The 11,938-nt window shown below is 31.7% G+C and carries 14 protein-coding genes; 13 read left to right on the forward strand and 1 reads right to left on the reverse strand.

Annotation, left to right across the window (positions count from 1 at the left end; translation table 11 throughout):
* The first annotated feature begins 1,107 nt into the window (after positions 1–1,107).
* From BUB25_RS16020 to BUB25_RS16055, 8 genes are all read left to right on the forward strand, one after another.
* The gene (locus BUB25_RS16020) at positions 1,108–1,512 is read left to right on the forward strand and encodes a helix-turn-helix transcriptional regulator (protein WP_139256926.1); all 405 of its coding nucleotides are present in this window, start codon (positions 1,108–1,110) and stop codon (positions 1,510–1,512) included.
* 252 nt (positions 1,513–1,764) lie between these two features.
* Positions 1,765–2,406 carry a DUF4468 domain-containing protein gene (locus tag BUB25_RS16025; protein ID WP_072946128.1) on the forward strand — a complete coding sequence of 214 codons (642 nt, stop codon included), beginning with the start codon at positions 1,765–1,767 and terminating at the stop codon, positions 2,404–2,406.
* A gap of 459 nt (positions 2,407–2,865) precedes the next feature.
* The gene (locus BUB25_RS16030; RefSeq protein WP_072946129.1) at positions 2,866–3,402 is read left to right on the forward strand and encodes a hypothetical protein; all 537 of its coding nucleotides are present in this window, start codon (positions 2,866–2,868) and stop codon (positions 3,400–3,402) included.
* Between the two features lie 387 nt (positions 3,403–3,789).
* Complete coding sequence (locus tag BUB25_RS16035) at positions 3,790–4,422, forward strand: hypothetical protein (protein ID WP_072946131.1); 633 nt, start codon at positions 3,790–3,792, stop codon at positions 4,420–4,422.
* Between the two features lie 440 nt (positions 4,423–4,862).
* Complete coding sequence (locus BUB25_RS16040) at positions 4,863–5,141, forward strand: hypothetical protein (RefSeq protein WP_072946133.1); 279 nt, start codon at positions 4,863–4,865, stop codon at positions 5,139–5,141.
* Between the two features lie 316 nt (positions 5,142–5,457).
* Positions 5,458–6,093: a hypothetical protein gene (locus tag BUB25_RS16045; protein ID WP_072946135.1), complete on the forward strand. Its 636-nt coding sequence runs from the start codon at positions 5,458–5,460 to the stop codon at positions 6,091–6,093.
* A 139-nt stretch (positions 6,094–6,232) separates the two neighbouring features.
* On the forward strand, positions 6,233–7,267 hold the full coding sequence (locus tag BUB25_RS16050; RefSeq protein ID WP_072946137.1) for a hypothetical protein: 1,035 nt from the start codon (positions 6,233–6,235) through the stop codon (positions 7,265–7,267).
* Between the two features lie 10 nt (positions 7,268–7,277).
* Entirely contained in the window at positions 7,278–7,625 is a 348-nt protein-coding gene (locus BUB25_RS16055; RefSeq protein WP_072946139.1) for a hypothetical protein, read from the forward strand.
* Positions 7,626–8,055: 430 nt separating this feature from the next.
* Here the strand turns inward: BUB25_RS16055 and BUB25_RS16685 are convergent, their stop codons facing one another.
* Positions 8,056–8,208, reverse strand: coding sequence for a hypothetical protein (locus BUB25_RS16685; protein WP_170066919.1), 153 nt, complete (start codon positions 8,206–8,208; stop codon positions 8,056–8,058).
* A 118-nt stretch (positions 8,209–8,326) separates the two neighbouring features.
* Here BUB25_RS16685 and BUB25_RS16060 point away from each other — a divergent pair, with 118 nt between their 5' ends.
* The 5 genes from BUB25_RS16060 to BUB25_RS16075 form a co-directional block, all read left to right on the forward strand.
* A complete protein-coding gene (locus BUB25_RS16060; RefSeq protein WP_072946141.1) occupies positions 8,327–8,950 on the forward strand; it encodes a hypothetical protein in 624 nt (207 codons plus the stop codon).
* 374 nt (positions 8,951–9,324) lie between these two features.
* The gene (locus BUB25_RS16520; RefSeq protein ID WP_139256927.1) at positions 9,325–9,681 is read left to right on the forward strand and encodes a hypothetical protein; all 357 of its coding nucleotides are present in this window, start codon (positions 9,325–9,327) and stop codon (positions 9,679–9,681) included.
* Positions 9,682–9,907: 226 nt separating this feature from the next.
* Positions 9,908–10,327 carry a hypothetical protein gene (locus BUB25_RS16065; RefSeq protein WP_072946143.1) on the forward strand — a complete coding sequence of 140 codons (420 nt, stop codon included), beginning with the start codon at positions 9,908–9,910 and terminating at the stop codon, positions 10,325–10,327.
* On the forward strand, positions 10,324–11,193 hold the full coding sequence (locus BUB25_RS16070; protein WP_072946145.1) for an exonuclease domain-containing protein: 870 nt from the start codon (positions 10,324–10,326) through the stop codon (positions 11,191–11,193). The genes BUB25_RS16065 and BUB25_RS16070 overlap by 4 nt, the downstream gene beginning before the upstream one ends.
* A gap of 476 nt (positions 11,194–11,669) precedes the next feature.
* Positions 11,670–11,938: KilA-N domain-containing protein (locus BUB25_RS16075; RefSeq protein ID WP_139256928.1), on the forward strand; the 269-nt coding region annotated here is incomplete at its 3' end.

Below are 11,938 nucleotides of genomic sequence, written 5' to 3' on the forward strand. Positions count from 1 at the left end.
ATTTTTATCCTGAAAATCTTCGGATGTATTTTCCTATCGCGACCCCAGCCGCTCGTGCTATGCACTCGACTCGGGGGTCACTCCCTTCGGCCAAGGCTTAAATCCATTCTTCGATTTTCTGGGATAAAAATAGAAGGGCGGTTTTTATGAGAGCGTATTTTGATGAAACTTTTGTTCTATATTCTAGCTTATTTCATATGTTTCCGGAATTCAATTGTCTTTAGCTTCCGTAGTCATAAAGCCAAAGGCATATCAATGTTATAAATGCTAGTATTAATAAGGCTTGTATTTGTTTGTAATATTTCATGTTATTTAGTAGGTTATGGGGCTGTTGTCTGTTATCGGTTATCGGTTTTGAGTTCGTTTTTTGGTTAGCTAAAACAACCTGCACCATTAATAAATTCAAATTAAATTAATGAGATCAATTGCTCAAAGGATCGTGCGGTGCAGGTGTTTCTTAGTTAGCTGTTATCGGTTATCAGTTGTCGCTTGTCAGTTGTCGGTTGATTTCCGTTGAGCTCCGTCACTTCGAGTGATTTTATAAAATAGCGATAGCCTTTTTATAAAATTGTATCGAGAAGTTGGCATAGGGATTCCTGACCGGTTAAGAAAAGGGTGATTTCCTGACTGGGATTTTGTGGTTTAATGATATAAACCACGGTTAACGCAAGGCGTTGGTTTTTTAAGGGGGCTTTGTTATTTTATTCATGGTTTTTTATAGTTAATGGTTAATAGTGAGTGGTTAATCGTTTAAAGTTGGCATAGGTATTGCATACCAGTTTAGAAAAGATGGTTTTTCATAATGGTAATGAGTGGTTTAGTGATATAAACCACGATTAACGCAAGGCGTTGGCTGTTTTAGTTGTGTAATTGCATTTTGGTCATAGGCATACGGGTTTTAGCGGGTTAAACTGCTGCGAGACTATGAAAATTATGAAGTGTTGCTAAGAATTTAAGCGGAGTATTGAGCCAATAGTATAAAAAAAATGGCATGGAACTCATCTTAAACGCTCCAAGGTACTGGTATACCTGCACACGAATAAGTGAGCCCACGCCATGGGACGTGAGCATCTTACTTATCATCTCGCGTGCTAAAATTACCAGTTTTTGGAACGAGATTCAAAGCGAATGCTTCAAATGTTTTACATGAAGAATCGCAAATATATTATAACTGCTTCAAAAATACAAAATTTTATTGTAATGCAAATGCATTACAATAAAATTTTTAAAAAATATCATTATTGCAATATGGCACAGCTGAGAAAAGAAGACATAATACTACGAGAAAAAATTAAGTTGAGATTAACGGAACTTAGAGAGAAACACGGCCAAAATAAAACCGAACTTTCTTCTAAAGTAGAAGTTGATAGACAAAACTTTCAAGCATGGGAAAAACACGATATAAAGCGAGGGCCAACAATCTATTCTATTAATCGAATTTCAAAAGCTTTTGGAATATCGTTAAAAGAGTTTTTTGATAGCGACATATTTAAAACAGAAAAAGATGCTTAAGCATCTTTTTTTATGGGCTATAATCAGTTATTACTAGCGGTAAAACTATTGAAATGCGGATCTATGTAGGTACGAAAAGTATACAGCAAATAAACAGCCCATTTGATTATTTGTAAGAAAAATTGAATATATTTGAAATATGATAATGTACGACGCTTGTCACTACAATCTAGCCATAATTAGGGGTATAATAGGGACCACGTCATTACTATATACTAGTTAGCTGAAATTTTAATCAAAATCAATCTATAAATGAAAAAATTATTACTTAGTGTAACATTTTTTGTCACTTGTTTTTGTCAAGCTCAAGAATGGAAAGTTGAAGAGAAAAGCGTTACTGGAGTTTTTACTTCTGGTAAATCAAAGTCTGATTTGTTTACAGCAATCAACAAGTGGATTTCTTTAAATTACAATTCTGCACAAAATGTTATCCAAATGAATGAGCCTGAATCCGGAACTATTATTATAAAGGGAATTAATGAAGTTACGTATTCAAATTTACCTGCGAAAGTTTTAATGCCTAACAATAAATATGTTTCAGAAAAGACCTCAAACAAATTTAATCATACAATAGAGGTTAATGTTAAGGAAAATAGATTTCGAATAATTTATACTTTGACAAGCATAGTTAGTCCAACGCCTGGCTCAGAAGTGTTAATGCAACCGTTTTTTGATACAATCGCATTAGAGGGCGATAATTCTGTTGCTGTAGAAAAGTATATTGGAGATTCTGAAAAGTATTTAAAGCAAGGTTTAATAGGTAAACAGAAACGGGAAAATTGGAGAATTGCAACTTTAGAAATGTTTAAGGAATTAAACAAAACATTATTAGATAATATTAAAACAACAATGCTATCTATTGAAAAGTCTACAGTTTCAGAAGAAAAATGGTAGTCAAAACTTCAGCCAACAGACAAGGCTTCGTTGGGCTCGCAGAGCCAACACCCGAGTCCCGATAATTATCGGGACGAACGGACGAAGTAACGAAACTCCGGTTGAATCCTTCGTTAGACTCAGGACAGGCTCACCGATTACATGCCGTCAACACTATGGAGGTATCGTAAAATGATTAGAGAGATTTCAAGAGGCTAATGCGCCTCTTTTATTATGCTCTATAATCATGATTACTAGCAATAAAACTACTGAAATATCATTCTGTATAAGCACGGAAGGCCTGCGGTGAATTAAAAGTGCTTTTGATTATTTGTAATAAATTATTTATATATTTGAAATATAATAATATACGACGTTTATCACTACAATCTAGCTAAAAATAGGGGTATAATAGCGACTACGTCATTACTATATACTAGTTGTGTGTAATGCCCAAACAAACCGTTGAAAGATAACTAATTGAAAGATAAAATAAAAAGAATCGGAAAAAATGCACTCGCGATTTGGGGTGGAATATCATTAATTGGAATCATTCTGATTTTAGGATATCTCGCCTATTCAATGACAATAGGAAATAAAACTGTTGAAAATGAAGCGACAAAATCTGACGTAAGATTTGTATTAAATTGGTGCGGACTTGGAGACCAGAGAATTAAAAAAGTAACAAATAGTTATCAATCTGGTCGCTCATTTACTGGCGATTATTTAGATGCATATGCGATTGACATATCGGAAGTGACACAAGAGGAATTGAAAAATAAAAACGGTTTTTATCGTTTGGATAGTTTACCTCAAGTTTTGAATGATGCGGTAAAAATGGCAAGTGGTTGGCAACACGAAATTCCTTGGTTTCCGAGATTGGAAAATTTAAAAAAAGATGATGTATATGTTTATCCTTGGAGTATATATTGCAATGGAATTACGCCAAGTGGAGCGGAATTAATCTTTGTAATACCGAAAGATAAAAAAGTATACTACATCGGAACAAAAATGTGAAGAAAGCACTACACACAACAGCTAGAATTTCGTTGCGTGCGCAGCACGAACAATGAAATTCCTGTTGAACGGAACCGCTCTACATCCATCCCTTATGGGTTTTTCGATAAATGAGTTAGAAGAATTTCAAGAGGATATTACATCCTCTTTTTTCATGGTCTATAATCAGGAATTACTAACAGTAAAACTACTGAAATATAGATCTATATAAGTACGAAAGGGCTGCGGTGAATTAAAAGTGCTTTTGATGAATTGTAAGAAAAATTGAATATATTTGATTTAGAATAAATACTGACGTTTGTCAGACATAGCAACCCAATTTTGGGTAGATAAGTCGGATGCTATCAGTTATATATACAAGTTAGCTGCAATTTAAAAAATATCGAGATGAAACAACCAAATTTCAATAAGCAAATATTAAACACACTTGAAAATGGAAAAATAACCAATGAAGAGTTAAAAGCAATTGAACCAATAATGATTGAGAATTGCAAATCGAGCATAAAACTTATGTACAATTATTACTTTGCATCTATAGTATTAATAATTCTTTGGTTTCTAATTGACAATTCTATCGTGTCAGAAGTGACGTTATTTGATGTTAGTGTTAAGAACAAACAAATTTTATTATTGAGTATTCCTTTCTTGTCCATCGTATGTTATTATTTTACAATTTCCTATATGGCGTTTAATCAATTAATAGATGCTGGGCTAAAACAAATTCACAAAAAATTATATCCGAATATTAGCGAAAGTTCAATACTCGAATTAGTTATTTATCCATCACTAATTGAATTAGAATCAATAAAAGTTCGATTATCAAATGATTCAGGATGGAGCACTTTTGGTTTCTTGACTGTTTCTTTTTTGTTCCTGTTTTTACCAATAATTATGAATGGAATAGTTTGCTGGAATCTTATTTTCAATATAGATACATCATTTTTTTTTCCTATTTTTTATATATTGATTTTAGTAAAAATTGTATCTAATATTGTGTTTTATTTTAAACAAGTCCAATAAATTGTAGCTAACAGCTAGAATTTCGTTGCGTGCGCAGCACGAACACCCGAGCGCAGCGAACGGACGAAGTAATGAAATTCCTGTTGAACGGAACCAGTCACTGGCAGGTACTATGGAGTTATCGTAAAGTTTTGAGAGAGAATGTCAAGAGGATTTAGTGTCCCTCTTTTTTTGAAGTAGTTTTTCAGGATTACTAGTAGTGAAACTACTGAAATAGAGCTACATGTAAGCACGAAAGACCTGTAGTGAATTAAAAGCCTGTTTGATGATTTGTAATAAATTATTTATATATTTGAAATATAATAATGTACGACGTTTATCACTACAATCCAACCAAAATGAGGTGTATAATAGCGACCACGTCATTACTATATACTAGTTATGCCTCAGTTTAGGAGTACCGAAATGAGACGATAAAATATTAACCTAAAAAAAGCGATATGAATTTTGATGACATAAAAAATGAATTGAATAATCCGAATTTTAAAATTGATATAGGAGCTCTTTTAATGAATATTCATACTACCAACCTTATGAATAGTTATCACTTAAAATCAATATTAAAACAACAAGTTGAAATATTAGAATTGCAAAAAGGAAAGACAGGACAAGAACTTGAAAATTCCGTTGAATTAGCAATCGAAAGTTTGAACGATAAGTATTCTGAGTGGCTAAAGGAAGACTTGATAAACGTCGTGAACGATTGCTCTCGCGATTAGCAATTTCTTCTATTTGATTTTTAGTTATTGAGAACATTATATTTAATTTAAAATTGTTTCCGACTTAAACGGTGCGGAAGCGAAACCGAAAATTGAAACGCGAAAATTGAAATGTCGAAAAAACCGAAGGCATAACCGCTGTTTTGAGCTAGCTGGAGTTTAGTGGAATTTCCGTTTCGCATCAAGTTTTCGTTAAGCCGAAAATTGAGCGGTTACGATTTTCCATCCATCTCAAAGCAGCATAACGTTGTGTGTAATTACCTCGCAGAATAACGAAAAACCAAGTATAAAGTATAAACTATAATTTAAAACTAGAATGTATAAAAGAAACCAACGATTAACAACTTTATTCAAAGAACAAAGATTAGATGTATATTTAAACAATGTTGAAATTTTATTGAAAAATAAAATTGACAGGTATAATGATTACACATCGATAAACTTAAATGTAGAAGAAGAAAGTGATAAACTTATCAAAGAATTACAATTATTTGTACCTAAATTAATCAAAGAAAACACAACAACTTCAATTACACAAGAAAAAATAGATGGTCGTCAATTACCATCTGGAACTTCATATTATCCAGGAAAATTATACGAGATTGAAATTGCAAATTATAATATACCGACTTCTGGAAATAATGACTTCTTTAAATGTGCGCCAAATGGATATCAGGCAATGGATATAAATGTTGAGTTAAATATTCATGATATGAATTTTAAATTTACAAATTATTCAAAAATAACAGGAAACGAAGAAGCAATAGAAGGCTTAAAAAATCTTTTATTACAAAATATAGAAATAGTTGATAAATACCTTCTAACCATAAAAAGTGAAGTTGACGAATTTATTCCTAAAATGAGAGAAAGACTAGTTAATTATCTAACTCAAAAAAAGGAGAATGCAAAGTTGAAAGATGAAAGTAAAGACAAATTAAATCCATTTAAATAAGCAACTACACACAACAGCTAGAATTTCGTTGCGTGCGCAGCACGGACACTCGCTGAAATAATTTTGAATTACGGAAAACCTTAAATGTTTATAATTTTAATATTTAATTTAGCAAAAAAATTAACCTAACTAGAAAATAATGAATTTTGATAATTTACTAACAGAATTTGAATCCTTTGAAAGTGAAAAAAATTACTGGTTCTTGCGGACCATGAAAGGTAAGTTCTTCTCAGGTTTTGTCGATGGAGGCTATATCGGTATTAATTGGAATTATGTTACAGCTGAACAACTACGAAATGGAAACGAAAGGATGATTAAAGATATCATCGAGGCAAATGAAAGAGATTCAAAAGGTAATTTATACGATTCTCGTACTACTAAAGGAAAATCAAAAATTACTTCTATATATAATAAAATTATTAGATTTAAAGAGCTGAAGAATGGTGATATAGTTGTTATTCCTAGTAACGGTTCTAAATATCTTGCTTTCGGAATAATCACGGATAATGAAATTTACAATAACTTTGATGATGATAGATGCGATTTTCACAAGCGTAGGAAAGTTCATTGGATCAAAACTGTATCGTTAGAAAATCTTGATTCAATATGGTATAAAATTATATTTTCGATGCATGCGATTAGCCAACTTAACTCCTATGCAAGTCATATAGATAAAATTATAAGTTCTGTTTTTGTAAAAGGTGATAGAGCACATCTTGTTTTGGAGGTAAAAAAAGAAGGCGATATTAACTATGATTCAATGAATGCTGTGTTAATAAACATAAGGTCATTTACTGAGTTAATTAATAGCCAATTTAATCTTGGAGAAAACCTAACTAATAATTCAGTGAAGTTAAATGTACAATCGCCTGGTACAATTGAATTACTTTATCAGCATGGAAGATCATTATTATTAGCGTCTATTCTTTTAAGCGTTCCTATTGTTACATCTTGTTCTCATGGCAATGCTTCTGAAATTTCCACTTCCGCACAAAAACTTGACGAAAAAAATGCTAACTTAGCAAGACTCAATGATGCAATTGATAAAGACGATAAATTGGATGCGCAACAAAAGCAAGGAGTAAAAGATTTTGTAAATATAAATTATGATCAATTAGCTGAGGCAAAGCAAAGCATGCATGAAATAGATAGTATTATCAATAACGATAACTAGAGCTAGAACTATGCAATACCTTAATAACTTTTTAACCGGAACCGAAAATCTTTTTAAATTACTTTTCATTAATGGAATTGTAATAATTTTGATTGGTCTTTTTTATCCACTGCAGAAAAGAGATGAACTTCAAATCAAAATTTCAGATTTTAATTTTGAGGTAAATTTATTGAACAACGAAATTTATAATTTAAAAATTCAATCAGAAAATTTAAAGGATTCACTTAAGAATAAGCTAATACCCAGAGAAGAGGCGAAGTTGAGAAATTTTTCTTTAAAGCAAAAAGCTCACGAGACTACTAACAAAACTATATTACAAGAGCACAGGAAAGAACAAATCAAAATTTTAGAAAATTAACAAAGCACTTATGACAATTATTGTTTTATTTTTTTGGTTTTTGGAGTTTTTACTTCAGCGGTAGGGATATTTGGATGGAGCCGATTAACTTACTTTCAATTTGATAGAGAGCTAATAGAGTTTAAAAAACGTCGACAAGAATCTCCAAATTTGATACCTGTTTATAAACTTCTTAAGCCATTATATTTTGTAGGAATTTTAAGTTTCGTATTCGTGATTGTAATATTAATCATTTACTTTAGGTAGCTCTAAAGCAAGAATTTCATACACAAATTAAAAAATATTTTAAAAACCCCGCTCTTCGAGGTCTCCTGACCTCGAATTACTAGCAGTTGTTCTAAAGCTATAATCAGGAATTGCATGCGGCTTTGAGATCGCCGTTCCAATAGATTTTTATAAATATTTTGCTATCGTAACTCGGGCGACCTTCTTATTTAAGTGTTTGAACTGAAAAATCTAGTTTTATAAAATCTATACGTTCCACAAAAGCATCTACAAAACGAACTGGATTATCTGGTAAAATCGTGTCTTCTAAACTCGAAAAGACCATCTGATTGCGAGGGATTCCGGTGATGTGTTGCATTATTAAATATACAACTTTTCTTGCTTTTATTTTATATTAAGTTTTATATTTGAAAGAAATAAACGGAGGTTTTTTCACAGACTGACGTTAGGCGTAATTTAACCCAAAAATCTTCTTGATGAATATTGATGAGCATTATTTAGAAACTTTAAAAAATCTACACATTACTTTAAAGGAATCATTTGATAACTATTTAGAATCAAATATTGATATTAATTCATTGGAATACAGTAAAGCACTTATTAATCGAATGAAACAATATTATCGAACTCAATATGATAACAAAGAGTTTCTAGAAAAACGCTACATAACAAATGGAGCTGATTTTTTCACAGAACAACTTTTATTCTTTATTAAAATTTATTTAAAAAAGAATAATTCTGATTTAATAGCAATATCAGAAAAGCAAATAATTGCCAAACGTGGTGCAATTAGACCAGACATTTCGATTTGGAAAAACAATGAAGTTGTCGCAATAATAGAATGCAAAACGCAATTAGGTTGGAACAGACATAAATGGGAAATTGATTTCAATGAAAGGGAAAAAAAACTACATAAAGTATTTAAAAATGCAAATGCCTATTTGGTTGTACTAACTGGAGAGAATTGGGGCGGATTTGAAGAAAATGATTTATTAGGTGAAAAATATTTTTGTCTGCTTAAAGATAAATGGATTACTAACTACGAAACAGAAAATGATATTTTTATTGCAATCGAAAAACTATTATCTAAATTAAAATAAACTACGCCTAATCAGCAAGACTTCATGCGGTCTGCAAGACCCAGCAAGGAGTCGCTGTTGAACGAAACCCGTCGTTATCAGCTTTAGGGAGCTTAATGGGCGTTTCAACTTATGGGGATTGCTTTCGTATTTTACTTCTTATAAATCAAACTCTGAATCATAGTTCGGAGTTTTTTTTATGGGCTTAGTAGGTCTTCTAAACTTGAAAAGTGCATTTGTTGGCGGGAAATTTCGGTGATGTGTTGCCTTCTTAAAAATAAGAATAATCTTCTTTTTATAAAGGTATTTTGTTATATTTGAGGATAATGTAACGGAGGTTTTTTATGGACTGACGTTGGTAGAAATAATTCACCACTTAACAAAAACCACAATAAATGAAAAAATCTTTATTCTTGCTTTTTTTGTTGTTTACTTTTAACATCGTTTTCTCTCAAACTGTTTACATTACAAAAACGGGTAAAAAATACCACGATATTGATTGTAGTCATTTAAAGTACTCATCAATAAGTATCGACTTAGGACAAGCAATAGAAAGAGCATATGAAGCATGCAAAGTTTGCAAACCAAATAAAGACCAAACTGCAAATGGTAGAAGTAATTTTCTTGACAAAAGAAATATAGAAACAATTCAAAGCTCAAGTTCGTCAACTCAATGCGCTGGAAGGACAAAAAAAGGCGCAAGATGCAAAAGAATGACAACCAACTCAAGTGGAAGATGCTATCAACATTAAAGAATTCTGCTAAAAGCTCAGTTTGCGTAGCCTATGTACCGTAACATTTGAACGAAAGCAATCGGGTGAAGTAATGAAAAACCGTGGTTGAACGGAAACAGTGGTTGTCTTGAACGAGAAGTAATATTAGCTTAAATCAGCTATATTTACTTTGTAATTCGCAAAAATCAGTTCGTTTAGAGGTTTTTAGACCTACTGATGTTAACAAACATTTTATAAGAACGTTATGGAAAATAATGAATACATAAAAATTGGTTTAGAACAAATTGAAAAATATTCTTCCGAGTTTTTAGAAAAAAGTAAACCAAACCAATTTTACGATAAAAGTATTTTTTTTACGCAAAACTTGAATGGTTCGAAACATAACCATTTTCAAATTATTGGTAACCTTGGTGGCTACCCTACAGAAAGTGAGTTTTTATCCGAAACAAACTTTTACATAATCTCTGAGAAAATCATTAATGATTTAAAAAATGGTAATCTTGATAACCAAATTATTGAGTTAGAGAAAAAATTAAACGCAAAAGGAAAAAAACACTCTAAACTAAAAATTCTAACTGAAAAAGTTTTTCTAAAACATATTGAAGAACGAAGTCTAAATATTGGAGACATGGTTACTTTAGAACTCGTAAATAAAATATTATGAATTTTTTGGCAATTGATGTTGAAACAGCAAACGCAGATTATTCAAGTATCTGTCAAATTGGTATTGCAGAATTTAAAAATGGCCAGATAATTGACAAATGGTCGGTATTAATAAATCCGGAAGATTATTTCGATCCTTTTAATGTTTCAATTCACGGAATCGGAGAAAAAGATGTAAAAAATGCTCCCACATTTAAAGAGATTTATAACGAATTAAAGAAACGTATTGAAGGAGAAATTTCAATTCATCATATGCCCTTCGACAGAATTGCTATTAACAGAGCTTGTGAAACTTATGGTTTAGATTATTTACAGCCTAAATGGCTTGATAGTGCAAAAATAGTGCGAAGAACTTGGGAAGAATTTGCATATAGTGGTTACGGTCTTTCAAATATTGCAAAGCATCTTAATATTAATTTTGAGCATCATGATGCTTTAGAAGATGCTGTTGCAGCAGGAATGGTTGTTAAAAAAGCTTGTGAAATAACAAATTTATCTATTGAAGAATGGTTTAAAAGAGTTGGACAACCAATATTCTTATACAAAAAAAATTCATCTAATATTTATTTAGAAGGAAATCCTGAAGGACAACTTTACGGCGAGAATATCGTTTTCACGGGTTCTTTATCAATTCCACGGAGTGAAGCAGGAATCATAGCATCGAAAATTGGATGTAAAGTAACTAACTCTGTTTCAAAAACCACAACAATGCTAGTAGTCGGATTTCAAGACACAACTAAATTAGCTGGATATGAAAAAAGTTCAAAACATAGAAAAGCTGAGGAATTAATTGATAAGGGTGCAAAAATCAGAATTCTATCAGAAAATGATTTTGTAGAAATTTGCAACTTACATGAAGAAAATTAAACCAAAAAAGCTTGTTAACAGCTAAGGGGAGTTGGGCTTGAAAAGCCAACAATGAACCAGCGGTTGAACGGAACTACATGAGTTTTAATAAGCCATGGGGTTTGATACCGGAATAATACTATATAGAAAAAGATGCTGAGGTGTCTTTTTTTGTTTTAAAAACCCTTTCAGCGTCTGGAACGCTGAAAGGGTTGTCTAGAACTGTAGCTTTTTATAGCTATACCTTTTTCTGTTTTGAGGCGGTGCGATCAGGAATTACAACCAGTATAACTACAGAAATATACATCCCTCTAAGTATGAAAGGCCTGCGGTGAATAGAAAGTCCATTTGATGCTTTGTAGGAATAAAGTAATATGTTTTATTTTAAATAAAATATGTATCTTGTCATACCTATATACAAGTGAGTGGCAACCAAAACGACCTCTTATAATTAGAGCATATATTAATCTGCATATTTTCCGGAACTTTGTAGTGTTATGGCAAAAATAAATGTACAAGACAGAGAAATTACTATTATTGCGTTTGAAGAACGAGATTATATTTCTCTTACGGATATGGCAAATGCCAAAGAAGGCGCAAGCCGAGCAGCTGATGTAATAAAAAATTGGATTAGAACCCGTTATACACTTGAATTTTTGGGGACTTGGGAGCAAATCAACAATCTCAATTTTAAAGTGGTGGAATTTGACCACTTTAAAATGCAGGCAGGTTTACCAAGTTTTGTATTGAGCGTTTCGGATTGGAT

It is taken from the genome of Flavobacterium granuli, assembly GCF_900129705.1.
Classification (GTDB): Bacteria; Bacteroidota; Bacteroidia; order Flavobacteriales; family Flavobacteriaceae; genus Flavobacterium; species Flavobacterium granuli.